The organism is Sphingomonas bacterium (genome assembly GCF_903644055.1).
Classification (GTDB): Bacteria; Pseudomonadota; Alphaproteobacteria; order Sphingomonadales; family Sphingomonadaceae; genus Sphingomonas_I.
This window is the reverse complement of the sequence record NZ_CAHJXD010000140.1, coordinates 14,230-39,674: the sequence shown is the minus strand read 5'-3', so window position 1 is coordinate 39,674 and position 25,445 is coordinate 14,230. Positions and strand designations below refer to the sequence as shown.

The window sequence follows — 25,445 nt, the reverse complement described above, 5'->3', positions numbered from 1 at the left end:
CGGCAGGCGCCATGCTGGCGACGCTCGGGCATCCGGGCTGGCCCGAGCGCGGCGGCGGCTGGACCTCGGCACAGACGCTCGGCCGGATGCGCTGGCCGTGGGCGAGCCTCGTCGCGCCGCGCATTCCGCGCCCGCCGCAGGCCGAAGCGTGGCTCTTTTCCAAGCTGCCGCAATGGGAGGATGCGCCTCCGCGCCCCGCGCCGCTGCCGATCCGGCTCGATCCCGAGCATGCGGTCGGCGCGCTCGAGGGACTGACCGGGGCGGGCGCGGAAACCCGCCAGGGCCAGCGCGATTATACCGCCGCCGCCGCGCGCGCGTTCGATCCGCGTGTCGTCACCGGCCAGCCGCACATGCTGCTCGCCGAGGCGGGGACGGGGATCGGCAAGACGCTCGGCTATCTCGCGCCGGCGGCGCTGTGGGCGGATCGCGCGCAGGGGGCGGTGTGGATCTCGACCTACACCAAGGCGCTGCAACGCCAGCTCGCCGCCGAAAGCGCGCGCGTCTTCCCCGATTCCGCGCAGCGCCGCGAAAAGGTCGTCGTCCGCAAGGGGCGCGAGAATTATCTCTGCCTGCTCAACCTCGAGGATGCGTTGCAGGGCGGCTTCCAGGGGCGCGCGGCGATCCTCGCGCAACTGGTGGCGCGCTGGGCCGCCTACAGCCGCGACGGCGATATGGTCGGCGGTGATCTCCCCGGCTGGCTGCCCACGCTGTTCCGCCGCGCGGGCGCGACCGCGCTGACCGATCGGCGCGGCGAGTGCATCCACGCGGGCTGCCCGCACTATCGCCGCTGCTTCATCGAGCGATCGGCGCGCGCGTCCGAAGCCGCCGATCTGGTGATCGCCAACCATGCCCTGGTGATGACCGCCGCCGCGCGCCGCGCCGAGACCGGAGAGTCGCTGGCCCGCCTGATCTTCGACGAGGGCCATCACGTCTTCGACGCCGCCGACTCGACCTTCGCGGCGGTGCTGAGCGGGCAGGAGGCGATCGAGCTGCGCCGCTGGATCATCGGCCCGGAAAGCAAGGCGCGCGGGCGGCGGCGCGGGCTCGCCGCGCGCCTGCTCGACGTCGCCTCCTATGACGAGGAGGGCGCGCGCGCGATCGAGCAGGCGCGCGATGCCGCGCTGCTGCTTCCCGGCGACGGCTGGCTGGGCAGGCTGGTCGAGGAGCTGCCGCTCGGCCCGATCGAAAAGCTGCTCGCGGCGGTGCGCACCGCGGTCTACGCGCGCGCCAGCGCCGCCGACGCGGGCTACGGCCTCGAAACTCACGCCTCCGAGCTGGAGGCACCGCTGATCGAGGCCGCCGCCACCGCCACCGAGGCGCTCGAATCGCTCGTCCGCCCGCTCGCGCGGCTGCGCCAGCGGCTGCAGGCGGTGCTGGAGGATGCGCCCGACTGGCTCGACAGCGCGGCGCGCGCGCGCGTCGATGGCGCGATCTACGGGCTCGCGCATCGCACCCAATTGCTCGGTGCGTGGGTGGCGTTGCTCACGCGGCTGGGCGGGCCGACCGATCCCGATTTCGTCGATTGGCTGGCGGTCGATCGCGTCGAAGGGCGCGAATATGACGTCGGGCTGCACCGCCGCTGGCTCGATCCGACGCGCCCGCTCGCGGAGGTCGTGCTCAAGCCCGCGCACGGGCTGATCGTCACCTCGGCGACGCTGACCAACGGCGGCGACTGGCAGGTCGCGGAGGCGCGCAGCGGTGCTGTCCATCTCGATCGCGAACCGATGCGCTTCTCGGTGCCGAGCCCGTTCGATTATGCGAGCCAGGCCGAGGTGCTGATCGTTACCGATATCCGGCGCGGCGATCTCCCCGCGCTGGCGGGTGGCTATGCGCGGCTGATCGAGGCGGCGGGCGGCGGCGCGCTCGGGCTGTTCACCGCGATCCAGCGGCTCAAGGCGGTCCATGCGCGGATCGCCGATCGCCTCGCGCGCGCCGGGCTGCCGCTCTACGCGCAACATGTCGATCCGATCGACACCGGCACCTTGGTCGATATCTTCCGCGACGATCCGCGCGCATCGCTGCTCGGCACCGATGCCTTGCGCGACGGTGTCGATGTGCCGGGCGATTCGCTGCGGCTGGTAATCCTGGAGGGCGTGCCGTGGCCGCGTCCCACCGTTCTGCATGCCGCGCGCCGGGCGGCGGGCGGGGGCAGCGCCTATGACGAAAGGCTGGTCAAGGCGAAGCTCGCGCAGGGCTTCGGGCGGCTGATCCGCCGCGCCGGCGATCGCGGATCGTTCGTGCTGCTTTCCGCCGCGACGCCATCGCGCCTGCTCGATGCCTTCCCGCCCGGCGTTCGCGTGTCACGCGTTTCTCTCGAAGAAGCGGTATCCCGAGTCGCGGAGCGGCTTTCGTGCCCGTCCGCTTTAGGGCATCAGGCGGGAAACGACGTGGTGATGGGGCGGGGATGAAACGGCTGACATTGCTGCGACACGCGAAATCGGGCGACGATGGCCTCGTCGCGCGCGATTTCGATCGGCGGCTCAACACCAAGGGCCGCCGCGCCGCGCGCGCGATCGGCAAGCATCTCCGCGAGGGCGGCACGCACTTCGATCGCGTCATCGCCTCGCCCGCGGTGCGTGTCGCCGAGACTTTGGAGGAGGTGTCGGCCGGCTATGGGCCGGGGATCGAGCCCGCCTGGGAAAGGCGCATCTACCTCGCCACCGCCGATGAACTGCTCGATCTGATCCACGAGGTGCCCGACGAAGCCGACGATCTCCTGCTGGTCGGGCACAATCCGGGGCTGGAAGAATTGGTGCTGATGCTCGTGCCCGCACAAGCCGATGGCGATCGCAGCGCGGTCGAGGAGAAATATCCCACCGCCAGCGTCGCGCAGATCGATCTGGATTCGCCCCACTGGGCCGATGTGACGCCGGGAGCGGGCCGGCTGCGCCGCTTCGTCCGCCCGCGCGATCTCGATCCCGCGTTCGGGCCCGATCAGCCATAGAGCTGGATGGTGTCTTACTCCCATTAGAGGCTGTCTTGCTCAAGCTGAAACGTCACCCCGGCCTTGAGCCGGGGTGACGAGAGTTCAACGCCAACAGGACAGACTCTAGCCTTGCTGGATCGGAGCCTAAAGCGTCAGCCGCGCATCCTCGACCAGCGCCAGCGCCAGCCCGTCGCGGATCGCCTTGATCGTGCCGTCGCGGTCTTGGAGGGCAGGCACGGGGACCGCCTTGCGGTCATCCTCGGCGAGCAATTTCTGCACGCCGCGCACGGTATAGCCTTCCCTGGCGAGCAATTGCTGGATGCGCCTGACCAGGGCGACGTCGGCGGGCCGATAGTAGCGGCGGTTGCCCGCGCGTTGCAGCGGCTTCAATTGCGGGAAGCGCGTCTCCCAATAGCGCAGGATATGCTGCGGCAGTCCGAGTTCGCCGGCGACTTCGCTGATCGTCCAAAACGCGCCCTCGGCTTTCTCCGGCGGCGCCATATGCTTCTGCCTCAGCCGGCCTGGACGATGCGGTCGCGCATCGATTGGCTGGCGCGGAAGGTCAGCACGCGGCGCGGAGCGATCGGCACTTCCTGGCCGGTCTTGGGGTTGCGGCCGATCCGCTGCGCCTTGTCGCGCAGCACGAAGGTGCCGAAACCCGAAATCTTGACATTGTGGCCCGTCGACATGGCGTGGCACATGTGCGCCAGCGTGCGCTCCACGATATCGGCGCAGGCGGCGCGCGAAAGCCCGATCTCGCCGTGCAGCACCTCCGCCAGATCGGCGCGCGTCAAAGTTCCCGAGTCGGTCATTATTTCCCCTATCCGACCATATTCCTAACCCAGGCAGGCTGGCGGCAACAAGAGCCTAGAAACGCACGACCGCCGCCCCCCAGGTGAAGCCGCCGCCCATCGCCTCGAACACGATCAGATCGCCGCGCTTGATCCGTCCGTCGCGCACCGCGGCGTCGAAGGCGAGCGGCACCGATGCGGCCGAGGTATTGGCATGTTCGTCGACCGTGACGATCACCTTTTCGGGCGCGAGGCCGAGCTTGCGCGCGGTCGCGTCGAGGATCCGGCGGTTGGCCTGGTGCGGCACCACCCAATCGACCTCGGCCAGCTCCAGCCCCGCCTTTTCGATTGCCTCGGTCAGCACGGCGGCGAGGTTGACCACCGCGTGGCGGAACACCTCTTTCCCCTTCATCCGGAGCTTGCCGACCGTGCCCGTGGTCGACGGGCCGCCATCCACATAGAGCAATTGGTTGTGCCGCCCGTCGGCGTGCAGCGCGACCGAAAGCACGCCGCGATCGCTCCGCTCCTCGGCGCCGAGCACCACCGCGCCCGCGCCGTCGCCGAACAATACGCAGGTGGTGCGATCCTCCCAGTCGAGGATGCGGCTGAAGGTCTCTGATCCGATCACCAGCGCCTTGTCCGCCGTGCCGCCCCGGATCATGCTCTCGGCGACCGAAAGCGCGTATAGGAAGCCCGAGCAGACCGCGGCGACATCGAACGCGACGCAATCGCGAATGCCGAGCAAATCCTGCACCTTGGTGGCGGAGGCGGGGAAGGTCTGGTCGGGGGTCGCGGTGGCGAGAATGATCAGGCCGATCTCGGCGGCCTCGATCCCCGCCGCCTCCAGCGCGAGGCGCGCGGCTTCGGCGCCCAGGGTGGCGGTCGTCTCCCCTTCGCCCGCGATATGGCGCGCGCGGATGCCGGTCCGCTCGACGATCCATTCGTCGGAGGTGTCGACGGTTTCGGCGAGCTCGGCATTGCTCACCCGCCGCGCCGGGAGCGCGGAGCCGGTGCCGAGAATGATCGCCCGCCGCGCGGTCGCGGTCGCGATGCTGCCCGATACCTCGCTCACGCGTGTGCCGCGCTCTCGATCGGGCTTGCGGGAATCTTGCGCAGATCCTCGACGATGCGGCTGACGATGCCCTGCCGCGCGAGCTTGCCCGCCACCTCGATCGCATTGGCTATGCCCTTGGCGCTGGCGCTGCCATGGCTCTTCACGACGACGCCGTTGAGCCCCAGAAAGACCGCGCCGTTATGATTGTTGGGATCGAGCTGGACGCGCAGCAGATGGACCGCCGGCTTCGACAGCAGGAAGCCCGCCTTGGATCGGAACGAGCTGGTGAAGGCGCGGCGCAGCAGATCGGTGACGAAGCGCGCGGTGCCCTCCATCGTCTTGAGCGCGATATTGCCCGAAAAACCGTCCGAGACGATCACGTCGGCTTCCGCGCGGCCCAAGCGATCGCTTTCGATGAAGCCGTCGAACGCCAGCGGCAGATGCTGCGCTTCGCGCAAGGCGGCGGCGGCCTGCTTGAGCTCGTCGGTGCCCTTCAATTCCTCGGTGCCGATGTTGAGCAGGCGGACGCGGGGCCGCGCGATGCCATGGACGATCCGCGCATAGGCGGCACCCATCACCGCGAACTGGACGAGGTTCGCCGCATCGCATTCGGTATTGGCGCCGAGATCGAGCATCACGAGATCATGCTCGCCCAGCGTCGGCAGCAGCGCCGCGAGCGCCGGCCGGTCGATCCCCTTGACCGTGCGCAGCGCGAGCTTGGACATCGCCATCAGCGCGCCGGTATTGCCCGCCGAAACCGCGGCATCGGCGCGACCCTCCTTCACCGCCTGGATCGCCAGGCCCATCGATGTGGTGCGCGCACGGCGAATCGCCTGACTGGGCTTGTCGTCGCCGGTGATCGCTTCGGCCGCATGGACGATCTCGACATGGCCGCTGAGGGCGGGATGCCGGGCGACCTCGGCCGCGACCGCCGCTTTGTCGCCGAATAGCAGGAAGCGCAGCGAGGGATCGCGGGAGACTGCGAGCGCCACGCCGGCGACGGGCGCCGCGGGCCCGTTATCCCCGCCCATCGCATCGATCGCGAGACGCGGCCCGTTCATCGCACCCACGTCTCAGGCACCGATCGGCTCAGGCCTCGACCGGGAGGATCTCGCGCCCGTTATAGTGGCCGCAATGGCCGCAGAGATTGTGCGGGCGTTTCAGCTCGCCGCAGTTCGGGCATTCCTGAAATGCCGCGACTTCCAGCGCATGGTGGCTGCGGCGCATGTTCCGCCGCGAGGGCGAGGTTTTTCTCTTTGGGACGGCCATTTCGGCACCTGTATCTGCTGCAAGAAAATACGCGACGAACCCATGCCTGACGCCGCTCACCGAAGGTCATCCGGAAAGTGCGCTGGCCGGGCCGTCGCGAACGATCGCCGCCTATACCGAAGTTCGCCCGCGTTGCAAGCGCACTCCACCCTGTGGCACAGGAGCATGACAGGATGAGGACGCCCGAATGACGCTGCCGATCACGCTCACCATGGCCGCGGCCGCAACCCTTCTTAACGTCTGGCTCGCCTTCCGCTGCGCGCAGGTGCGGATCAAGGGCAAGGTGGACATCGGCGACGGCAGCCATCCGCTGATGCTCGCGCGGATGCGCGCGCACGCCAATTTCGTCGAATATACCCCCTTCTTCCTGATCCTGCTCGGGCTGATCGAATATGCGCGCGGGCCGATGCAATGGCTGTGGATCGTCGCGATCGTCTATCTCGTCGCGCGCGTGGCGCACCCGTTCGGGATGGAGCGCCCGGCGCCCAATCCGTTTCGTGCGGGCGGCGCGCTCGTCACCTGGGCGGTGCTGATCGGGCTTTCGGGCTACGCGATCGCGCTGGTCTATCTCAGCCCGCGCTAGGCGCGCGCCAGCACCCGGTCGGCCACGAAGGGGTTGCCCTGCCGCTCGTGCGCGAAGGTCGACATCGGGCCGTGGCCGCAGATGAAGGCGGTATCGCCGCCCAGCGGCCAGAGCTTGCCGGTGATCGCCTCGATCAGATCGGCATGATTGCCGCGCGGAAAATCGGTGCGGCCGATCGATCCCTGGAACAGCACGTCGCCGACGATCGCCAGCTTGGACGGCGCATGGTGGAAGACGACGTGGCCGGGCGTATGGCCGGGGCAGTGGAGGACATCGAGCACGAGTTCGCCCACCGTCACCCGATCGCCATTTTCCAGCCAGCGATCGGGCTCGAACGATTCGCCCGCAATCCCATAGTTGCGGCCGTCATCGCCGAGACGAGAAATCCAGAAGCGATCCTCCTCCTGCGGCCCCTCGATCGGCACGCCTAGTTCGCGCGCCAGGATGCCGGTGCCGCCGCAATGATCGATATGGCCATGCGTCACGAGCAGTTTCTCGATCGTCACGCCGGCCTGCTCGGCCGCCGCCTTGAGCCGATCGAGATCGCCGCCGGCATCGACGAACGCGCCTTTCATCGTCCGGGTGCACCAGATCAGGCTGCAATTCTGCTGCAACGGCGTGACCGGGATGATGGCGGCGCGCAGCGGAGGTTCGGTGGTCATGGCGGAGAGATGGCGTGCACCGGGGCGGAGGGCAAGCGATTGGCGCGAACCATTTGATCGCAAAGACGTTCTTCGCGCGCCAACAGGAAAGGTTTACCATGATCCGCACACATATCGCCCTCGCGCTCGCCGCCTCGGCTTCCATCGCGGGCGTCGCCAATGCGCTGCCGACCTCCGAATATCTGATGAAGGCGGGGGCCAGCGATCTCTTCGAGAAAAAATCTGCGACTTTGGTGCTGCAATCGACCAAGAATGCCAAGGTACGCGGTTTCGCCGACATGATGGTGACCGATCATGGCAAGAGCACCAGCATGGTGAAGGCCGCCGCGATCAAGTCCGGCATCACGCCCAAGCCGCCGATGCTGTCCGCCGACCAGAAGATGATGATCGCTAAGCTTACGGCGGCGAAGGGAATGGATCGTGACATGCTGTACGTCAGCCAGCAGAAGACCGCGCATCAGATGGCGCTCGAAACCCAGCAGGATTACGCCACGACCGGCGACAAGCCCGCGCTGAAGGCGACCGCCGGCAAGATCGTGCCCGTGGTGCAGGAGCATATCTCGATGCTCAACGCGATGCCCGCGATGTAGAACGGTATCGGCAACGGCAGCCGCCATTGCCTGATCGACCGGACCGCGCCATGGGCGGCAGCGATGCTGCCCGTGCGCGGTCCTTTCGTCTTGCTGGATGATGCGCGGCCCGGCGGGCACGGGACGCTTTATACCGATCCCGTCGAGATCATTTCCGCCGCGACCCCCGATGAAGTTCGGCCGGCTCTCGCTCGGCTCCGGGCGGCACTTGCCGCCGGCCATCACGCCGCCGGCTATATGACCTACGAAGCCGGTGGCGCGTTCGTCGGCACGCCGGCCTTCCCGTCGGCATCGGGGCCACTGCTGTGGTTCGGCCTGTTCGATCGCGCCGATCCTTATGACGCGCCGCCGTTCCCCGATCCGGCCGGCGCCTTCTGCATGCCGCCCGAGCCGCTGATCGATTATCCGGCCTACGCCCGCGCGTTCGCCGAGGCACAGGCGCTGATCGCGGCGGGCGAGGTTTACCAGCTCAACCTCAGCTTTCCCAACCGCGTCCGGATCGGCGGCCATCCGCTCGCGCTCTACGCCCGCCTGCGCGCGGCGGCCGGCGCGGGCCGCGGCGCGATCGTCCATGATGGCGCGCGCTGGCTGCTCTCCTTCTCGCCCGAGCTGTTTTTCCGGATCGATGGTCGCCGCATCGCCGCGCGGCCGATGAAGGGCACGAGCAGGCGCGGCGGCACGCCCGCCGAGGATGATGCGAGCGCCGAGGCGCTCGCCGCCGATCCCAAACAGCGCGCCGAGAATCTGATGATCGTCGATCTGCTGCGCAACGATATCGCGCGGGTGGCGCGGCCGGGCAGCGTGTGCGTGCCCGAACTGTTCACGGTCGAGCGGTATCCGACGGTGCTGCAAATGGTCTCCGCCATCGAAGCCGATCTCGCCGCCGGGCAGGACGCGGTCGCCGCGATCGAGGCGCTGTTTCCTTGCGGTTCGATCACCGGCGCTCCCAAGCTGCGCGCGATGGCGGCGATCGCGGCGCTGGAGCAACGCGCGCGGGGCGCCTACACGGGCGCGATCGGCGCTCTTGCTCCGAACGGCGATGCCGCGTTCAACGTCGCGATCCGCACATTGGTCATCGAGGAAGGCGGCGATACCGCATCGATCGGGCTGGGCTCCGGCATCGTCGCCGATTCGACCGCGCCCGACGAATGGGCCGAATGCCTCGCCAAGGGCGCCTTCCTGAACGCCGGCGCGCCGGGCTTCGATCTGCTCGAGACGATGCGCTTCGATCCCGTGGAAGGGCTGCTCGAATGCGAACGCCACCTCGCCCGCCTCAAGGCCAGCGCCGACACGTTCGGCTTCGCCTTCGATCGCCACGCCGCGCGCAACGAGCTTCACGCCGCGACCTTCCGGCTTGCCGTCGGGATGCGCGTGCGCGTGCGCCTCGCCCGATCGGGGGCGCTGGCGATCGCGGTGACGCCGCTTCCCCAGCCGCCGACCGGCGCCGTCACGGTGACGCTGGCGCCGCTGCCGGTCGATCCCGCCGACATCCGTCTCCTCCACAAGACCAGCGACCGCCGCTTCTACGATCGCGCCCGCGCCGCCGCCGGCACGTTCGAAGTCGCGTTCGTCGACACCCAGGGCTTCGTCACCGAGGGCAGCTTCACCTCGCTGTTCGTCCGCCGCGCCGATGGCAGGCTCTTGACCCCGCCGCTGTCACGCCCGATGCTCCCCGGCGTGCTGCGCGATGCGCTGATCGCCGCGGGCGAGGCGATCGAGGGCGATCTCCGCCCGGAAGACCTGGCCGAAGGTTTCCTGATCGGCAACGCGCTGCGCGGGTTGATCGGCGCGCGGCTCGCCTGACCGGGCGGTTGCCGCGCCGCGATGGGCGGGGCTATAGGCCGCGCGCCTCCCTCGGAACAGGATCCTCAACCATGCCGCTGCTCTCGGCCGCCCTCGATCGCATCACGCCCTCGCCGACGCTCGCGATGACCTCGCGCGTGATCGAGCTCCAGGCCAAGGGCATCGCGGTGATCGGCCTCGCCGCGGGCGAACCCGATTTCGACACGCCCGATTTCGTCAAGGAGGCGGCGATCGCCGCGATCCGCGCGGGCCAGACCAAATATACCAATGTCGATGGCACCGCCGAACTCAAGGCGGCGATCTCCGCCAAATTCGCGCGCGACAACGGCCTTACCTATGCGCCGGCGCAGATCAGCGTCAATTCGGGCGGCAAGCAGACCTTGTTCAACGCGCTCGTCGCGACGGTCGAGGCGGGCGACGAGGTGATCGTGCCGGCGCCTTATTGGGTCTCCTATCCCGATATCGTCCAGTTCTGTGGCGGCACGCCGGTGTTCGTGGCGGCGGGCGCGGCGCAAGGCTACAAGCTGCTGCCCGAGCAGCTCGAGGCGGCGATCACGCCGGCCACCAAATGGCTGATCCTCAACTCGCCCTCCAACCCGACCGGCGCCGCTTATACCGAGACGGAGCTGAATGCGCTGGGCGCGGTGCTCGTCCGCCACCCACACGTCTGGGTGATGGCCGATGATATGTACGAGCATATCATATACGGCGATTTCCAGTTCACCACGATCGCGCAGGTCTGTCCGGAGCTCTACGAGCGGACGCTGACCGTCAATGGCTGCTCGAAGGCCTATTCGATGACGGGGTGGCGGATCGGCTTCGCGGGCGGGCCGCAGCCGCTGATCAAGGCGATCAGCAAGCTCCAGTCGCAATCCACCTCCAACCCCTGCTCGATCAGCCAGGCGGCGGCGGTGGCGGCACTCAACGGCCCGCAGGATTTCCTGATCGAACGCAATGCCGCGTTCGAACGGCGGCGCGATCTGGTCTGCGCGATGCTCAACCAGATCGAAGGCGTGCAGTGCCCGCGTCCCGACGGCGCCTTCTACGTCTATCCCGAAGTCACGGGGCTGATCGGCAAGTCGACGCCCACGGGCAAGACGATCGATACCGACGAGGCGCTGATCGACTATTTCCTCGATGAGGCGCGGGTGGCGGCGGTCCACGGTGCCGCGTTCGGCCTGTCACCTGCGTTCCGGGTAAGCTATGCGACGTCCGAGGAGGTGCTGACCGAAGCCTGCACGCGAATCCAGACCGCCTGCGCGGCGCTGCGCTAGCAGGCGCCGCGCGACCTCCTATATACAGGGGCGAATCCTGGAGCTCTGTCCGATGTCCAATGTCGCCTTTCGTCTGCTCACCGGCGTTGCTGCTTTGGGGGTCGGCTATGCCCTGGTGGGCGGCGCCTCCTCGCTCTCGGCCGAGACTGCGGTCAACGCGCCCGCGCCCTTGGTATCCGTAGCTTCGAACGCGCCATCCGAAACCGCCATATTCGCCGGCGGCTGCTTCTGGGGCGTGCAGGGCGTGTTCCAGCATGTGAAGGGCGTGACCGGCGCGGTTTCGGGCTTCACCGGCGGCGCGGCGGGCAATGCCCACTATGATCGCGTCTCGGACGGGGACACCGGCCACGCCGAGTCGGTCCGCGTCACCTTCGATCCGCGCGTCGTCAGCTATGCCGATCTGCTGCGCGTCTATTTCTCGGTCGTCGCCGATCCCACCCAGCTCAACGCGCAGGGGCCGGACAGCGGGACGCAGTATCGCTCGGCGCTGTTCCCGCAGAACGCCGCGCAGGCCAGGGTCGCGCAGGCCTATCTCAGCCAGCTCAGACAGGCGCGTCTCTGGAAGCGGCCGATCGTCACGCGGATCGAGCCCGCGCAGCCCTTCTACGCCGCCGAGGGCTATCATCAGGATTATCTGACCCTGCACCCCGATGCGGGCTATATCCGCTACAACGATCTTCCCAAGTTGGCCGCGCTCAAGAAGCTCTACCCGCAACTGTGGCGCGAAAGGCCGGTGCTGGTGCGGGGCTAGTCCCTTTCCTGTTCCGTCATGCCGGCGGAAGCCGACATCTCGTCCAGAAACCGCGGCCCCGTTTTGGGAGACCCCAGCTTTCGCTGGGGTGACGTTCAGCTTAAACAGACAGCCTTAAGCCGCGAGCGGGAAGCGCAACAGCCGGTCGGCGAGCGGCACCAGCGCCTGCGCGGGCGCGCCGATCGCGTTGCGGATCGCCGGATCGCAGGCGTCGAGCCCGCCGGTGAGCGTGCCAAAGGCGGGCAGGATCAGCTTGGTGCCGCTCGCCACGAAACAGCGCCGTGCGACCTGCCGCCCCTTGTGGCGGAGTCGCAGCTTGGGGTGGAAGTGGCCCGAAAGCTCGGGCCGCGTCTCGCGCGGGTCGGCCTGATGGCGCAGCAACAGCCCGCAGACCTCGGCTTCCTCGATAACGCGCCCGCCGCAATGGTCGGCAAGGCCGCGCGCCGCCGCGTCGTGATTGCCGCTGATCCATGTCCAGGCGGTCGCGGCGGTCAGCTCGCGGAGCGTCGCTTGAGCGTGCGGCGGCAATCGATCGCAGCCGTCGCTGTCGTGAAAACTGTCGCCCAGGCACCAGATTTCGCGCGCCTGCGTCGCTGCGACCTCCGCCTCCAGCGCGGCGAGCGTCGCGATCGTATCGTAGGGCGGCAACATCTGCCCGCCGCCGGCATACCAGCTCGCTTTCTCGAAGTGCAGATCGGCGACCAGCAGCGCCGCCCGCGCCGGCCAGAACAGCGCGCCGGACGGCAACAAGGCGAGCTCGACACCACAGAACGAAAAGCGAACCATCGCTGTGCCTATAAGGGCGTTTGCAGCTTTCGCGCAATCGCCGCTGGCAAACCGGGCCTGGCCTCCCCATCTCCGGGGCGCGGCTCGCTTCCCTTTTCAGCCTTCAGCGGCTAAGGGCGGCGCCGATTTCCCATCCTCCGAAACAGACTGAGGCATTGTTTGGCCAAGGAAGAACTGCTCGAAATGCGCGGCCAGGTGGTCGAGCTTCTGCCCAATGCGATGTTCCGCGTGCGGCTCGAGAATGATCATGAGATCCTCGGCCATACCGCCGGCAAGATGCGCAAGAACCGCATCCGCGTGCTCGTCGGCGATGAGGTGCTGTGCGAGCTCACGCCCTATGATCTGACCAAGGGCCGGATCACCTACCGCTTCAAGTGACCAGCGCCGCGGGCGATGATCGTCCCGGTGCTGGCCGGAATCCGGAACGGGCACCGACACCTCGGCTGGTGCTGGCCTCGGCCAGCCCGCGCCGTCTCGATCTGCTGGCGCGAATCGGCATCGTCCCCGATGCGATAGACCCCGCCGAGATCGACGAAGCGCCAGGAGGCGCCGAATTGCCCGCCGAACATGCCCGCAGGCTTGCCGCCGAAAAGGCCGCCGTGGTCGCCGCCCGCCATGCCGGCGCGATCGTGCTCGCTGCGGATACGGTGGTCGCCGCGGGGCGCCGTATCCTGCCCAAGGCGGCCGACGCCGATGCGGTCCGCGCTTGCCTGAAACTGCTGTCCGGGCGCCGCCATCGCGTGCTGACCGCGCTCACCGTGATCGATGCGGGCGGCGTCGCGCGGCACCGCCTTTCGATCAGCATCGTCATCTTCGGCCCGCTCACCGCCGCGACGATCGAGCGCTATGCGGTAAGCGGCGAAGGCATCGGCAAGGCGGGCGGCTACGCGATCCAGGGTGCTGCGGAAGGCTTCGTCCGCGCGCTTTCGGGAAGCCATTCCGGCGTCGTCGGACTGCCTTTGTTCGAAACCCGCGCGCTGCTGATCGCCGCCGGCCTGTCGTTGCCGCACGGCTGAAATGCCGCGCTGGCTCTACGAGGCCGGCATCGGCGAGGCCCGCGCCGCGCTCGTGGATCGCGGCCGCATCCTCGAAGCGCGGATCGAGCCCGAAGGCGATGGCCCTCGGGTCGGTACGATCGCCGAGGCGCGGCTGCGCGCGCGCGCCGATGCCACCGGCCGGGGCAGGGTTCTGCTTGCCGACGGCCTGGAGGCGGAGATCCTCGATCTTCCTCCTAGCCTTGCCGAGGGCTGCAAGCTGATGGTGGAGGTGATCCGCGAAGCGCTGGGCGAGGCGCACCGCGCCAAGCCGATGCGCGTGCGCTTACTCGCGGAGGGCGTGCCCGCGCCCGGCCCCGATCTGCTGGCGCAGATCGTCGCCACGGGCTTCGCCGTCGAACCGCTTCGCGCCGCCGCCGATACGCTCGAGGAGCATGGCTGGTCGGAGCTATTGGAGGAGGCGGCAAGCGGCCTCGTCGCGCGTCCATCGGCGCTGCTGCACATCAGCCTGACGCCGGCAATGGTGCTGATCGATGTCGATGGCGGCGGGGCCGCCGCGGCGCTCGCGGTCGCGGGCGCGAAGCTGGCGGGGGAGACGATCCGCCGTTTCGATCTCGCCGGATCGATCGGCATCGATCTGCCGACCACCCCCGCGCGTGCCGATCGCATCGCCGCCGCCGAGGCGCTGGATCAGGTGCTGCCGCAGCCGTTCGAGCGCACCGCGGTCAACGGCTTCGGCTTTCTTCAGATCGTCCGCCGCCGCACGCGCCCCTCGCTGATGGAGCGGATCGCCGCCGATCGCATCGGTTTTGCCGCGCGCGGCCTGCTGCGCCGCGCCGAACGCGCCGGCGGGCGAGGCTCCGTCGAGCTGGTGGCGGCACCCGTCGTCATCGATCGGCTGGAGGCAAATCCGGCCTGGCTGGAGGAACTCCGCCGCCGCACCGGGACGGCGCTTCGCTTGCGGGCCGAAGCCGGGCGTCCCATATCGGCGGGCCATGCCCAGCGCGACCATGCCTAGAGAAGGCTGCCCGAATTGCGGCAAGCCCGCCATCGCCGCTTACGCCCCTTTCTGCGGCCAGGGCTGCAAGGATCGTGACCTTCTGCAATGGCTTTCGGAAGGCCATCGCCTGCCCGGGCCGCCTGCCGATCCCGAAACGCTGGATGGGCTGGACAGGGACGAGGGCTAGTCCCTATAGGCGCCGCTCGGTTCTGCGAAGAGCCCAAGCCCGGGTAGCTCAGTGGTAGAGCAGACGACTGAAAATCGTCGTGTCGGTGGTTCGACTCCGCCCCTGGGCACCATCATCCCGCATCGGCATCCGCGCATCTGATCCGCTTGTCCTGCCGGCGCTGGTCGTCAGGCGGAGACCAACGGGGCCTTGGGGGTCGGGCGGTTGAGGATGTTTTCCTCATAGCCCGGGAATACATAATCGAATTCGAAAACCCAATTGTCGCCCATCGGGCCGCCCGCGATCAGGTCGGTCTCGACGAACACCTGCACCCCGTTGGGACCGTAGGTATGCCGCGTCGCCTGCGCGAACACCGGCGAGGCATCCATCCGCGCATCGACCGCCGGCGTGCCCGGACGCGCGCGATTGAGCGTCAGCCGTACCCGCCCCGCCAGCTCGGGATCCTCGGCGGCGATGGCCGCCACGCGCTGCACCAACGCCTCCAGCTCTTCGAGCGAGTGCATCAGCACCGCCGCGTGGAAGCCGAGTTCCGGATCCTTCGCCTGCGCCTCGCGCAGCGCCGCCACTTCGGCGGAGCCCGTCAGGCCCACATCGATCGCGTCATAGACCGCTCGAAGCGGCGCGGGCATGCGGATCAGGTAGAGGATGCGATCCGTCCCGCCCTCCGCTTGCGGATCGATCACGAAATGCCAGAATCGTCCGCCCGCGCCTTCGGTCGAATAGCTCGGCGAGAAGCCGAGCGCTTCCAGCAGGCGCGCCGCGCGCGGCCCGTCTTCAGCTTCGCGATAATGGAGCGCGAGATGGCCGAAGCTGCTGGAGGTGCGATCCGCCATCGGCTCAGTCCTTTAGCTCGATCAGAAGTTCGCGAAACAGGGTGCCGCCGATATTCTTCGCCACCTCGATGCCGCCGCGTTTCTGGCGATACCATTGGCCGGGCTTGACGTCCGCCTCGATATAGCGCGCCGAGCGGCCCGTCGCCTGCTCATGGGGAATGCCCGCGATCCGCTCTCCCTCGATCACCACGATGATATGATCGAGCAGATGCTGATGGGCGTCGCTTTCCTGCCCAGGCTCCAGCCGCATTTCCCAGATCTTCACGCGATCGTCCTCGTGCAGAAGCTTGGTGCCGACATCGCCGAGCGGCGCGCTGCTGATCCGGGTCATGCGAAAATCTCGTTGACGACGGGCCCGCCATCCAGCGCGGTCAAGAGGTTGTGGATCGCCGCGTCGCGCAGCCGCGCCATCGCCTCGTTGGTAAGGCCGCCGACGTGCGGCGCGAGGATGACGTTGGGCACGCCCTCCCAGCGCGCCGGCGGCGTCGGCTCCTCGGCGAACACGTCCAGCGCCGCGCGGCCGAGACGTCCCTCCTTCAGCGCGGCGATCAGCGCATCCTCGTCGATCACCGCGCCGCGCGCGATATTGACGATCAGGCCATCCGATCCGACCGCCGCGATGACATCGGCATCGATCAGCCCGGTAGCATCGCCGCGCGCCGCGACGATCAGCGTGGTGCACCATTGCGCCAGCGCCAGAAGGCTGGGCAGACGCGGCCACGGTGCCTCCTTGTCGCGTGGCGCCCACCAGGCGACATCCCCGCCGAAAGGCGCGAGCCGCGTTGCGATGGCCGCGCCGATATAGCCAAGGCCGACGATGCCGAAGCGCTCGCTCGCCAGAGAACGCCGCCGTGGCGGCAATCCTTCGCGCCGCCAGCGATCCGCGCGTGTCCAGGCGTCCATCTCGAACAGGCGCTGGAGCGAAGCCAGCGCGAGCGCGACCGCCTGATCGGCCACGTCGCCGCTGTGCGTATCCCCGGCATTCGCGACGACGATGCCCCGCGCCCGCGCGGCGGCGACGTCGACGCCCTCATATCCCGCGCCGGGAACTGCGATCACGCGCAGGTTCGGCAGCCGATCCAGCAGCGCGGCGCCGATGGGCTCCTTGATGGTAAGCGTGGCGACGATGTCCGCAGCGCGCGCATCGATCGCCGCGTCCGCGTCTTCCGCCTCCCATAGCCGGATCAGATCGAACCGTTCCTCCAGTGCGGAACCGACCATCGCGCCCATGTTGGGCGTCCACAACAGCAGTGCCGGTTTCGCCATGGGATTCAGGCCTTCGGCAGCCGGTGCGTGATCCGGGCGGCGGAGGGCGGTCGCGGCAAAGCTTCGACCCGTTCACTCGCCGCCATGATCGCGATCGCCCTGCCAGACATGACCCGCTCCTATCCCGTCCGAAACGCCGTAACCACGCGTCTTGCCGCTTACCTTGCCCATCACGACGATGATCTCAACAGAAAGCGAGGCTCGCGCGCGTGAAAGCTGATTTCCATCGTCCCTGAGGCGAACGCCGCCCCGGCGATGATCGAGAGGGGGCTTAACGCACACCGATCGACGTGCCACATCGCCGACAAAGGCGTAGGGTCCACGAAAATCTAGGAGAGTGACGATGACCAGCCCCGTGATCGTGAGCGCGGCGCGGACCGCGGTCGGCACCGCGCGCAAGGGTTCGCTGGCGAATACGCCGCCCGAAACGCTCGCCGCGATCGTGGTTCGCGCGGCGATCGAGCGTTCGGGCTTCGATCCCGCGCGGATCGATGACGTCGTGCTCGCCGAGTCGCTGGCCGGCGGCGGGGCGATCGCGCGTCATGCGGCGGTGGAACTCGGGATCATGCAAGCGGCGGGCATGGCGGTGAACCGGCATTGCGCCGGCGGGCTTTCGGCGGTCGGCATCGCGGCCGGCGCGATCGCATCTGGGATGGAGCATGTCATCGTCGCCGGGGGGGTGCAGAGCGCATCCATGACGCCGCGGATGCAGCAGCGCGATCCCTGGACCGGCGAATGGCAGGATTGGTGGTTCCCCGCGACCCATCCGGATCGGCCGGACGCGCCGAACAAGGACATGTCGATCACGGTCGGCTGGAACGCGGCCAAGGAGGTCGGCCTCACCCGCGAGGAGCTCGATGCCTGGGCGCTGCGTTCGCATGAGCGCGCGATCGCCGGGATCGACAAGGGGCATTTCGTCGACGAGATCGTGCCGGTCCGCGTGCGCGACGCCGACGGATCCGAGCGTGATTTCCTGATCGACGAGCATCCGCGTCGCGGTTCCTCGATGGAAAAGCTCGCGGCGCTCGCCGTGCTGCATCCCGAAATCGAGGGCTTTTCGATCACCGCGGGCAATTCGAGCGGCGTGAACGATGCCGCTGCCGCGCTGGTCGTGGCCAGCGCTGAAATCGCCGGAAGCGAGGGGCGGCAGGTGCTCGCGAAGATCCTCGGCTGGACGTCGCTCGGCATCGATCCGGCGCGGACGGGCGTATCGGTGCCGCTCGTCGCCGAGAAGCTGCTGGGACGGACCGGCCATAAGGCCGGCGACATCAAGCTGTGGGAAATCAACGAGGCGTTCGCCGCGGTCCCGCTCGGCGCATGCCGGACGATGGGCCTCGACGAGGAGGTGGTGAACGTCTCGGGCAGCGGCTGCTCGATCGGTCATCCGATCTCCGCTTCGGGCGGCCGCATGATCATCACGCTCATCAACGATCTCAAGCGTAGGGGCGGCGGGCTGGGCATCGCGGCGATGTGCGCGGGCGGCGGCCAGGCCGGCGCGGTGCTGATCGAAGTTTGACGCGCTTTTCCGCGCATCTGCGCTGCATGACAACGAGGAGCTTCGACAATGATCAGCTATGCGACCATCGGCTCGAATGATCTCGATAAGGCGATACCTTTCTATAGCGCGTTGCTCGGCACCCAGGGGGCGACCAAGATGATGGATCACCCGCGCGGCGGCGCGCTGTTCGCGCGTGACGGAAAGCTGGTGCTCGGGGTCTTGCAGCCTTTCGATCGCGGCGCCGCGACGGTCGGCAATGGCGCGATGATCGCGCTCGACATGCCCGATCGCGCCGCGGTCGACGCCTTCTATGCCAAGGCGATGGACTTGGGGGCGACCGACGAGGGCGCTCCGGGCGAGCGCGGACCGGGCTTCTATATGGCCTATTTCCGCGATCTCGACGGCAACAAACTCTGCGCCTGCAAATTGGGCTGACCCGGATACCCTGGCCGCATGGGACGCTGGCTTCGACGACCCGAAGGCTCGAACTGGGGCGCATTCGGTGAGGACGACCAGATCGGCCGGATGAATCTGGTGACGCCGAAGGTGCGCCTGAGGGCGATCGCCGAGGCGCGCGAGGGGCATGCGTTTCTGCTCGGCCTGCCGCTCGACCACCCGAAAAGCCAGATTTTCCCCGGCCGCCATCCCCCCACGCTGGCAGCGACGACCGGCAGCGATAGCCGGGCGATGTATGATTGGACGATCGGCGGCGGCAACACCGATATCATCAACGACGATCGCGTGACGATGGACCTGCAATATTCGTCGCAATGGGATGGGCTCAGCCATTATGGCGTGAGCTTCGACGCCGACGCCGACGGCGTCGCCGAACATATCTTCTACAATGGCTATCGATCGGACACGGATTTCGTGCAGCCGGGCGCGGGCACGCCGCCGCACGCGAAGGCGCTGGGGATCGAGAATCTGGCGCGGACATGCGTGCAGGGCCGCGGTGTGCTGGTGGATATCCGCGCAGCGGGAAATCCGGCGGGGCTTGTCGGCCATGAGGCCTTGAGGACGGCGATGGCCGCCCAAGGCGCTGCGGTGGAGGAGGGCGATTTCCTCTGCCTGTATTCGGGCTATGCGGATCTGCTGCTGCGGGATGGCAAGCATGTCGATCCTGCGGCGATGGCCGCCTGTCCGGGACTGGACGGCAGCGACCGGGCGCTGCTCGACTGGATAGACCGGTCGGGTCTTGCCGCGATCTGTGCCGATAATCCGATGGTCGAGAAGGTCGCCGGCGCCGAGCGCTGCACCGATCGGGCGCGCAATCCGCTCCACGAGCATTGCCTCGTCAAGCTCGGCATCCATCTCGGCGAGCTATGGTGGTTCGGCGGCATCGCGCCCTGGCTCGCGACGCATCGCCGGGCGCATTTCCTGCTGACCGCACCGCCGCTGAACCTGCCCGGCGCGGTGGGATCGCCGGCCACGCCGGTCGGGACGGTCTGAGAGGTCGGAGGACTTCGCCGGCTCGTCAGACCGTCATTTCGAGGATCTTGTCGCCGACGCCGCCATTCTCGAAATAGCCTAGGCCATAATCGCCCTTGATGGTCGTGCGCTGCATCCGGCGGGAGTAGCTCGGATCCATGCCCGAAACGGCATGAAGCATCCGCCAATTATCCCAGATCAGCATATCGTTGGTTGACCAGCGGTGGGCATAAGGCTGAACCTTTTCGGCGATCTCGTCGCAGATCGCATGCAGCAGCGCATCGCCCGCATCGTCTTCCTGCCCTTCGATCCCGGCCGACATCCATGGCGAGATGTGGAGCACTTTCTCGCCATCGGCACGCGTCCATACCGCGGGATGGACCGCACGCGGCAGGGTCTTGGCGTAGTCGATCACCTCTTTCTGGCTCTCGCGCACGTCCAGCACGCGCAGCGTGGGCGGCCGGCCGAACCGCATATCATCGAACGCCAGATTGAGCGTGTACAGAATGTTGCAGCCTTCGATCCGGGCGCGAAGCTCGGGCGACAAGGATCGGTAGAGCTGCACGCCATCGGCGAACAGGGTCAGCCCGCCCTCCGGCGCGACGGTGATCGCCCGCAACACGCCGGCGCGGTTGAGCTCGTTATTGTAGCAATGATCGAAATGCCATGGCAGCCAGGACGCGAGCGTTTGTCCCTCGATTTCCACGAAACCGCCGAGCTCCGGATAGTGCGGCATGTCGATCACGCCCGGCATGGTTTCCTGATCGACGCGCGCGACCGAGGGGACGGGGTGATCCTTGAGCTGGCCGAACACGTTGCTGATATCGACGTGCATCCGTCCCGATGGCTCGACGCCTTCGAACAGGATGAGGCCCCGATCTTCGAACACCGTCCTGATCTGATCGCGAACCCGTTCGTCGCCAAGAACCGCGCTGGTGACGCCGGAAATGCGGGCGCCGAACGCGACATCATCCGAAAGCGGGCTGACCTTGATCGCCATTTCTAATACCTTGTATCAATATGTGATATGGACGCTCTATATGTGACATGCTAACGCGGATTGGTTATGGCGGTCAAGAGCAGCAAGAGTGGAACACGCATGCTTGCGGTGTTGGAACAGATCGCCAATCGGCAGCCGGTCGGCGTGTCGGAACTGGCGCGATCGATGGAGGAGGACAAAAGCGCGGTTCAGCGCGCGATCCTGACGCTTGCCGACGAAGGCTGGATCGATGCCGCCCCCGGCGCATCCAGGCGCTGGCAGCTAACCGGGCATATCCATCTGGTCGCGCATGTCGCGCATGCCCGCAGCGGCCTTCGCCAGCGTGCCTTACCGATCTTGACGAAGCTGCGCGACCAGACGGGCGAGACGGTGGCGCTTTCCGTTCCGGATGTCGGCCGTTTCGTTCTGATCGAAGTGCTCGAGAGCCGCGAGGTGCTACGAACCGCGCCCTATATCGGCATGGTCGTGCTGACGCGCGAAAGTGCGACGGGCCGGGCGGTGCTGCCCTACCTTACGGCCGCTCGGCAGGCCGAATTGCTCGGTGGAACGGCTGATCCGATTCTCGCCGCCAGTTTCGAGGAGACGCTGCGGAACGGCTTCGCCGTCAACGAAACCGAAACGGACGGCAATTCGATCAACATCGCCGCACCCATTTTCGAAGTGGATCATCGTCCGATCGGAGCGGTCGTGCTCTCGGCCCCGCGTTCCCGACTCGCGCCCGAGGCCTATCAGCGAATCGGCATGCTGGTGCTGCAGGCTGCCCGCGAACTCTCCGGCGCGGCAACGGCGGCGGTGCCACCGATCCCGCAACGTGACGATTCGTAAAACAAACGACATTGAAGGAGAGTGCGATGGCGCGGACCAATATCGAAGGGCTTGAAATCGAGTATGAACTGCTCGGTCCATCGGACGCGCCGGTCATCGTGCTGACCCCCGGAGGCCGGTTCGCGAAGGACAGTCCCGGATTGCCGCAGCTCGCCGAGGCGCTCGTCGCCGGCGGCAGACGCGTCCTGTTATGGGATCGGCCGAATTGCGGAGCATCGGACATCAGCTTCGATGCCGAAAGCGAATCCGGGCTCCATGCCGATACGCTGCTTGGATTGATCCGCGCGCTCGGTCTCGGCCGGGTAACGCTGGCGGGCGGTTCCGCCGGTTCCCGTGTCTCGCTGATCGCGGCTTCACGCGATCCGGAAAGCGTCTCGCATCTGGCGTTGTGGTGGGTCAGCGGGGGCGTGATCGGGCTGATGACGCTCGGCATGTTCTATTGCGGCGAATCGGCGGTCGCCGCCAGCCAGGGCGGGATGGCGGCCGTGGCGGCCGCGCCCGCATGGGCCGAGCAGATCGCGCGCAATCCCGCCAATCGCGACGTCATCCTGCGGCAGGATTGCGATGCCTTTATCGCCAAGATGCAGCAGTGGGCCTCTTTTTATACACCGACCGACAGCACCCCGGTGCCGGGGATGACCGCCGCCGATTTCGCGAAGCTGACGATGCCCGTGCTGCTCATGCGCAACGGCAGGAGCGACCTGGCGCATACGCGGCAGACGAGCGACTGGGTGGCCGAGATGATTCCGGGCGTGCAACTGGTGGACGCGCCATGGCCGGATGACGAATGGAACCGGCGGTCCGCTGCCGCCCGCGCGGAAGGCCGTGGCCTGTTCGAAGGCTGGCCAGCGCTCGCGCCACAGCTACTGGCCTTTACCGGCTGATCGGCCGCGGAGCCGGACCGAGATCGGTTTGGCGGTAGCCGGCTATACGAATCGCGACTTGCCGGTTGCTGGTCAAGCGCAGTCGTGGCAGCTAGGATAAAATATAACGCCAAAGCGGAGACGATATGGCCGCAGAGCCATCGATACCCTTCAATATCTCCTGGTTGGCGCGCATGACACGGACGCGGTTCGATGCGCGTGCACGCGCCGTCGGCCTGACCCGCGCGCAGTGGCGCATGATCGCGACGATCGCCGTCTCGGAAGGCGCGACCCAAAGCGAGGTCGCCTCGCAGTTGGAGATCAACACGGTCACGGCGGGGCGCATCATCGATCGGCTCGAGGCCTCCGGCGTGGTGGAACGCCGCGCCAGCCCTGCCGACCGCCGCGCCAACCACCTCTACATAACCCCGCGCGCGGCGCCGATCCTCAAGACGCTGGGCGCGATCGGCGAAGAAGAAGAGCGGATCAGCCTACAGAATTTTTCCGAGGAAGAGCGGGCGATGCTTTCGAATTTGCTCCAAAGGCTTGTCGACAACATGGTCCAAGCGCCACCGGCGGGCACGCCGAGCCTGGACGATGACGATATCGATGTACCCTCGCCGCTGGTCGTCAGCCGCTAGAGTCTGTCCTGTTGCCCGTTCAACTGTCGTCACCCCGGCTCAAGGCCGGGGTAACGTTTCCGCTTGAACAGGACAGCCTCTAGGCACGCCACCTCCGCGGCCAACCGTTTTGCCCGTTACGAAAAAAGGCCCGCAGCACCCTCCCTATCGAGGAAGGTGACACGGGCCTCTCGCGTAGCGGGCTGGTATCAGTTGCTGCTGGCGATTTCGGTCTTGCTGAGCTTGGTCGTCAGCTTTCCGTCGACGACGCTCAGCGAACTCGCGGGAACGATCACCATGCGAGAGTTGAGGATCAGACCGACCGATCCGTCGCTGCGAACGCTGGCGATGGAACCCAGCCGCGCATTGTTGCTGTCGCGCAGCATATCGCCGCGGTGGGCGACTGGCTCATTTGCCGCAAACGCGGGCGCTGCGACGGCAAGAAGGCTGATCAAAAGCAGACGGCGCATCGGAAACCTCCAAAATTAGCACTTTTCGACACCAGGATTGGTCGTCGAAAACTCAATAGCTGGCTTATTAACAGCAAGGCATAATGTGTCAAGCCCCATTTGCTGCGTTGCGCAATAGGGTGATCGCCATGTGGTGTTAAATGGCGAATGTGCCAGACCCGAAATCGGCACTGACGGGCGCATGGAGTTTCGGCCGGGCAAGGCTGTCCGGAAACGGGCCGGGCGTCGGACTACGCCGTGATTGCCGGGCGACCTCGCGATATCCCTCGCGGATGCCGAACTTGGTCGAGCGCAAAGCGCTGTGGTCAGCGAGGTCTCAAGCGGCCCGCGCCATCAGGATCGGTCGTGCCTCATTCACGCTCTGCCGGGGTGGATGCGGTGATCGCATCGGTCGGCCGCGCGGCGACCCGCCATGCTTCGCGGTTGGCCGAACAGACTTCGGCGGCCTTGGTCCAGAAAGCTTCGCCCTTGGCGAGGTTCTTGAACGTAAACCGCATTTCATGCCTGAATTCGAGCAGTTCCACGCCGTCCGGCCCCGGCCGATAGGTGTAGGGAACGCCGGCGGGAAGAAAGAAGCTGTCGGCCGGACCCAGCGTTTCGGTGCCCAGGCGAAGGCTTCCGGCAACGATATGGTAGAGACAATCGACGTCGTGACTGTGCAAGGGCAGCGGATAATCCTTCTTGAACCATACGCGGGTCAGGCTGAATCCCGGCATATTGACCAGCAGCCGGACGTCATCGCCGTCCAGCAATCCCGCCGCCATCGCCTTTTCCACCCCCGCACGCTGGACCGGCGTCATCGGATCGATTGCCATGCAGCCCGCTTCCGAGAGCCCCGGTGCGTCCTTGGCACGGTAGATGCCGAAACCCTCGTGCGTCATTGCCGTATCAGCCATTCTCTCTCTCCTTGCCGCCATGCCTGCCGAGAAATGCGAATACCGCATCGTTGAAGCTGTCGTTGGCGTCGCCGGCGACCATGTGATCGGCGCCCGCGACGTCCACCCATTCCGCGTGCGGAACAAGATCGACGAAGGCCTGCGCGCCTTCGCGGCTGAGCACCCGGCTGCGGCCGCCCCGCACCAGCAAGGTCGGCACCTTGAGCCTGCGGGCGGCATCCTCGAACAGGCGCGGGTCCGGCCGTGGCGCGTCCAGGCTGGGCCGCATGAACGCCGGGTCCCAATGCCAATGATAGCGGCCATCCTCGCGCAGGCGGAGGTTGCGCATCAGCCCCGACGTATCCTTGGGTCGCGGACGGTGCGGAAGGTAGGCCGAAACCGCGTCGGCGGCCTCTTCGGGCGAAGCGAAGCCGTTCGGCGCGCTGGCCATGAAGCCGCCGATCTCCCGCGTGCCTTCCTCCTCGATCCGCGTCGCTACGTCGACCAGCACGAGCCCGGCGACGTCCGGCGGCGGCGCCGACGCGATCAACAGAGCGGTAAGGCCGCCGAGCGATGCACCCACCAGCACGGGCGGAGCGGTCAAGGTTTCGATCACCTGCCGCACATCGTCCGCGAACGCCGTCAGCGCGTAAACGCCATCGGGCGCCCAGCCGCTTTCGCCATGACCGCGCAGATCGAGCGTGATCGCCCGATACCCCCGCCGCGCGGCTTCGCGGATCGCATTGCCCCAGCTCTGCCGGGTCTGGCCGCCGCCGTGGAGGAACAGCACGGGCAGGCCGCCTTCCGGCCCGACGGCATCGCCGACGATGGTAACGCCCGCGCCTTCGAACTCCACCCGCTCCATTTGAACTCTTCCGTTGTTGGTCGAGCCGCGATGCCTGTCCACGCCACGTCTGTCACCTTCCCCGCCAAACGCGACCGGGGCCGATCGCACCGTGGCACGTCCGTTCTTTGCCGAGATCGTGGGAGCGATGGCTGTGGGCGTTGTCGCGCGCGTACCGCATCGTCATGGCGATGGGAGCGAGCCCCTTTCTTACAGGCGCCGGATGACGGGATGACGATGTTTACGAACAAC

General features: G+C 67.4%; 31 protein-coding genes and 1 tRNA gene. 18 read left to right on the top strand and 14 right to left on the bottom strand.

Annotated features, from left to right (window positions below; genetic code table 11):
• Both HUU94_RS06215 and HUU94_RS06210 read left to right on the top strand, forming a co-directional pair.
• Nucleotides 1-2,408: ATP-dependent DNA helicase (locus HUU94_RS06215; protein WP_174274229.1), on the top strand; the 2,408-nt coding region annotated here is incomplete at its 5' end.
• The gene (locus HUU94_RS06210; protein ID WP_174274228.1) at nt 2,405-2,944 is read left to right on the top strand and encodes a SixA phosphatase family protein; all 540 of its coding nucleotides are present in this window, start codon (nt 2,405-2,407) and stop codon (nt 2,942-2,944) included. The genes HUU94_RS06215 and HUU94_RS06210, both read left to right, overlap by 4 nt.
• Nucleotides 2,945-3,070: 126 nt before the next feature.
• On the opposite strand, the gene HUU94_RS06205 is transcribed toward HUU94_RS06210, so the two are convergent.
• From HUU94_RS06205 to rpmF, 5 genes are read right to left on the bottom strand one after another with little or no spacing between them, the layout of a single operon-like run.
• Nucleotides 3,071-3,427: a MerR family transcriptional regulator gene (locus HUU94_RS06205; RefSeq protein WP_174274227.1), complete on the bottom strand. Its 357-nt coding sequence runs from the start codon at nt 3,425-3,427 to the stop codon at nt 3,071-3,073.
• 11 nt (nt 3,428-3,438) lie between these two features.
• Nucleotides 3,439-3,738, bottom strand: a complete 300-nt coding sequence (locus tag HUU94_RS06200; protein WP_174274226.1) for an integration host factor subunit alpha — start codon at nt 3,736-3,738, stop codon at nt 3,439-3,441.
• A 55-nt stretch (nt 3,739-3,793) separates the two neighbouring features.
• On the bottom strand, nt 3,794-4,789 hold the full coding sequence (locus HUU94_RS06195) for a beta-ketoacyl-ACP synthase III (protein ID WP_254601999.1): 996 nt from the start codon (nt 4,787-4,789) through the stop codon (nt 3,794-3,796).
• Nucleotides 4,786-5,832 (bottom strand): phosphate acyltransferase PlsX, encoded by a 1,047-nt coding sequence (plsX, locus tag HUU94_RS06190; protein ID WP_174274225.1) that lies wholly within the window; start codon nt 5,830-5,832, stop codon nt 4,786-4,788. Before plsX ends, HUU94_RS06195 begins: the two co-directional genes overlap by 4 nt.
• A 28-nt stretch (nt 5,833-5,860) precedes the next feature.
• Nucleotides 5,861-6,040, bottom strand: a complete 180-nt coding sequence (gene rpmF, locus HUU94_RS06185; protein ID WP_167074219.1) for a 50S ribosomal protein L32 — start codon at nt 6,038-6,040, stop codon at nt 5,861-5,863.
• 187 nt (nt 6,041-6,227) lie between these two features.
• Between rpmF and HUU94_RS06180 the strand changes: the two genes are divergently transcribed.
• Complete coding sequence (locus tag HUU94_RS06180; RefSeq protein WP_174274224.1) at nt 6,228-6,623, top strand: MAPEG family protein; 396 nt, start codon at nt 6,228-6,230, stop codon at nt 6,621-6,623.
• Here the strand turns inward: HUU94_RS06180 and HUU94_RS06175 are convergent.
• Nucleotides 6,620-7,285, bottom strand: coding sequence for an MBL fold metallo-hydrolase (locus tag HUU94_RS06175; protein ID WP_174274223.1), 666 nt, complete (start codon nt 7,283-7,285; stop codon nt 6,620-6,622). The two genes, HUU94_RS06180 and HUU94_RS06175, sit on opposite strands and share 4 nt — an antisense overlap.
• Nucleotides 7,286-7,383: 98 nt before the next feature.
• Between HUU94_RS06175 and HUU94_RS06170 the strand changes: the two genes are divergently transcribed.
• The 4 genes from HUU94_RS06170 to msrA all read left to right on the top strand — a co-directional run bounded on the left by HUU94_RS06170 (nt 7,384) and on the right by msrA (nt 11,703).
• Nucleotides 7,384-7,875 (top strand): DUF4142 domain-containing protein, encoded by a 492-nt coding sequence (locus HUU94_RS06170; RefSeq protein ID WP_174274222.1) that lies wholly within the window; start codon nt 7,384-7,386, stop codon nt 7,873-7,875.
• Nucleotides 7,876-7,938: 63 nt separating this feature from the next.
• Nucleotides 7,939-9,678 carry an aminodeoxychorismate synthase component I gene (pabB, locus tag HUU94_RS06165; RefSeq protein WP_174274221.1) on the top strand — a complete coding sequence of 580 codons (1,740 nt, stop codon included), beginning with the start codon at nt 7,939-7,941 and terminating at the stop codon, nt 9,676-9,678.
• 71 nt (nt 9,679-9,749) lie between these two features.
• On the top strand, nt 9,750-10,952 hold the full coding sequence (locus HUU94_RS06160; RefSeq protein WP_174274220.1) for a pyridoxal phosphate-dependent aminotransferase: 1,203 nt from the start codon (nt 9,750-9,752) through the stop codon (nt 10,950-10,952).
• A 52-nt stretch (nt 10,953-11,004) separates the two neighbouring features.
• Nucleotides 11,005-11,703 (top strand): peptide-methionine (S)-S-oxide reductase MsrA, encoded by a 699-nt coding sequence (gene msrA, locus HUU94_RS06155; protein ID WP_174274219.1) that lies wholly within the window; start codon nt 11,005-11,007, stop codon nt 11,701-11,703.
• A 114-nt stretch (nt 11,704-11,817) separates the two neighbouring features.
• Here msrA and pdeM read toward each other — a convergent pair whose 3' ends face one another.
• The gene (gene pdeM / locus HUU94_RS06150; RefSeq protein WP_174274218.1) at nt 11,818-12,489 is read right to left on the bottom strand and encodes a ligase-associated DNA damage response endonuclease PdeM; all 672 of its coding nucleotides are present in this window, start codon (nt 12,487-12,489) and stop codon (nt 11,818-11,820) included.
• A gap of 159 nt (nt 12,490-12,648) precedes the next feature.
• Between pdeM and infA the strand changes: the two genes are divergently transcribed.
• The 5 genes from infA to HUU94_RS06125 all read left to right on the top strand — a co-directional run bounded on the left by infA (nt 12,649) and on the right by HUU94_RS06125 (nt 14,783).
• Nucleotides 12,649-12,867, top strand: coding sequence for a translation initiation factor IF-1 (infA, locus tag HUU94_RS06145; RefSeq protein WP_174274217.1), 219 nt, complete (start codon nt 12,649-12,651; stop codon nt 12,865-12,867).
• Between the two features lie 65 nt (nt 12,868-12,932).
• Nucleotides 12,933-13,505 (top strand): Maf family protein, encoded by a 573-nt coding sequence (locus HUU94_RS06140; protein WP_254602001.1) that lies wholly within the window; start codon nt 12,933-12,935, stop codon nt 13,503-13,505.
• 1 nt (nt 13,506) lies between these two features.
• Nucleotides 13,507-14,502, top strand: a complete 996-nt coding sequence (locus tag HUU94_RS06135; protein WP_174274215.1) for a ribonuclease — start codon at nt 13,507-13,509, stop codon at nt 14,500-14,502.
• Entirely contained in the window at nt 14,480-14,671 is a 192-nt protein-coding gene (locus HUU94_RS06130; RefSeq protein ID WP_438827109.1) for a DNA gyrase inhibitor YacG, read from the top strand. The genes HUU94_RS06135 and HUU94_RS06130 overlap by 23 nt, the downstream gene beginning before the upstream one ends.
• A 37-nt stretch (nt 14,672-14,708) precedes the next feature.
• A tRNA-Phe gene (locus tag HUU94_RS06125) sits at nt 14,709-14,783 on the top strand.
• A gap of 55 nt (nt 14,784-14,838) precedes the next feature.
• On the opposite strand, the gene HUU94_RS06120 is transcribed toward HUU94_RS06125, so the two are convergent.
• The 3 genes from HUU94_RS06120 to HUU94_RS06110 are packed head-to-tail and all read right to left on the bottom strand — an operon-like array spanning nt 14,839 to nt 16,770.
• The gene (locus HUU94_RS06120; protein WP_174274214.1) at nt 14,839-15,504 is read right to left on the bottom strand and encodes a hypothetical protein; all 666 of its coding nucleotides are present in this window, start codon (nt 15,502-15,504) and stop codon (nt 14,839-14,841) included.
• Nucleotides 15,505-15,508: 4 nt separating this feature from the next.
• Entirely contained in the window at nt 15,509-15,835 is a 327-nt protein-coding gene (locus HUU94_RS06115) for a cupin domain-containing protein (RefSeq protein ID WP_174274213.1), read from the bottom strand.
• The gene (locus HUU94_RS06110) at nt 15,832-16,770 is read right to left on the bottom strand and encodes an NAD(P)-dependent oxidoreductase (protein WP_174274212.1); all 939 of its coding nucleotides are present in this window, start codon (nt 16,768-16,770) and stop codon (nt 15,832-15,834) included. The genes HUU94_RS06115 and HUU94_RS06110 overlap by 4 nt, the downstream gene beginning before the upstream one ends.
• A 343-nt stretch (nt 16,771-17,113) precedes the next feature.
• Between HUU94_RS06110 and HUU94_RS06105 the strand changes: the two genes are divergently transcribed.
• The 3 genes from HUU94_RS06105 to HUU94_RS06095 are packed head-to-tail and all read left to right on the top strand — an operon-like array spanning nt 17,114 to nt 19,717.
• Nucleotides 17,114-18,286 carry a thiolase family protein gene (locus HUU94_RS06105; RefSeq protein WP_174274211.1) on the top strand — a complete coding sequence of 391 codons (1,173 nt, stop codon included), beginning with the start codon at nt 17,114-17,116 and terminating at the stop codon, nt 18,284-18,286.
• A gap of 48 nt (nt 18,287-18,334) precedes the next feature.
• Nucleotides 18,335-18,703 (top strand): VOC family protein, encoded by a 369-nt coding sequence (locus HUU94_RS06100; protein ID WP_174274210.1) that lies wholly within the window; start codon nt 18,335-18,337, stop codon nt 18,701-18,703.
• Between the two features lie 18 nt (nt 18,704-18,721).
• Nucleotides 18,722-19,717, top strand: a complete 996-nt coding sequence (locus HUU94_RS06095; RefSeq protein ID WP_174274209.1) for a cyclase family protein — start codon at nt 18,722-18,724, stop codon at nt 19,715-19,717.
• Nucleotides 19,718-19,742: 25 nt separating this feature from the next.
• On the opposite strand, the gene HUU94_RS06090 is transcribed toward HUU94_RS06095, so the two are convergent.
• Nucleotides 19,743-20,696: a TauD/TfdA dioxygenase family protein gene (locus tag HUU94_RS06090; RefSeq protein ID WP_174274208.1), complete on the bottom strand. Its 954-nt coding sequence runs from the start codon at nt 20,694-20,696 to the stop codon at nt 19,743-19,745.
• Nucleotides 20,697-20,795: 99 nt separating this feature from the next.
• Here HUU94_RS06090 and HUU94_RS06085 point away from each other — a divergent pair, with 99 nt between their 5' ends.
• From HUU94_RS06085 to HUU94_RS06075, 3 genes are all read left to right on the top strand, one after another.
• The gene (locus HUU94_RS06085; RefSeq protein ID WP_174274207.1) at nt 20,796-21,521 is read left to right on the top strand and encodes an IclR family transcriptional regulator; all 726 of its coding nucleotides are present in this window, start codon (nt 20,796-20,798) and stop codon (nt 21,519-21,521) included.
• A 26-nt stretch (nt 21,522-21,547) separates the two neighbouring features.
• The gene (locus HUU94_RS06080) at nt 21,548-22,405 is read left to right on the top strand and encodes an alpha/beta fold hydrolase (RefSeq protein WP_174274206.1); all 858 of its coding nucleotides are present in this window, start codon (nt 21,548-21,550) and stop codon (nt 22,403-22,405) included.
• Nucleotides 22,406-22,578: 173 nt separating this feature from the next.
• Nucleotides 22,579-23,025: a MarR family winged helix-turn-helix transcriptional regulator gene (locus HUU94_RS06075; protein WP_174274205.1), complete on the top strand. Its 447-nt coding sequence runs from the start codon at nt 22,579-22,581 to the stop codon at nt 23,023-23,025.
• 188 nt (nt 23,026-23,213) lie between these two features.
• On the opposite strand, the gene HUU94_RS06070 is transcribed toward HUU94_RS06075, so the two are convergent.
• From HUU94_RS06070 to HUU94_RS06060, 3 genes are all read right to left on the bottom strand, one after another.
• Nucleotides 23,214-23,474: a hypothetical protein gene (locus HUU94_RS06070; RefSeq protein WP_174274204.1), complete on the bottom strand. Its 261-nt coding sequence runs from the start codon at nt 23,472-23,474 to the stop codon at nt 23,214-23,216.
• Between the two features lie 350 nt (nt 23,475-23,824).
• Nucleotides 23,825-24,370: a cupin domain-containing protein gene (locus HUU94_RS06065; protein ID WP_254601997.1), complete on the bottom strand. Its 546-nt coding sequence runs from the start codon at nt 24,368-24,370 to the stop codon at nt 23,825-23,827.
• Nucleotides 24,363-25,214: an alpha/beta fold hydrolase gene (locus HUU94_RS06060; RefSeq protein WP_174274203.1), complete on the bottom strand. Its 852-nt coding sequence runs from the start codon at nt 25,212-25,214 to the stop codon at nt 24,363-24,365. The genes HUU94_RS06065 and HUU94_RS06060 overlap by 8 nt, the downstream gene beginning before the upstream one ends.
• Between the last annotated feature and the right edge of the window lie 231 nt (nt 25,215-25,445).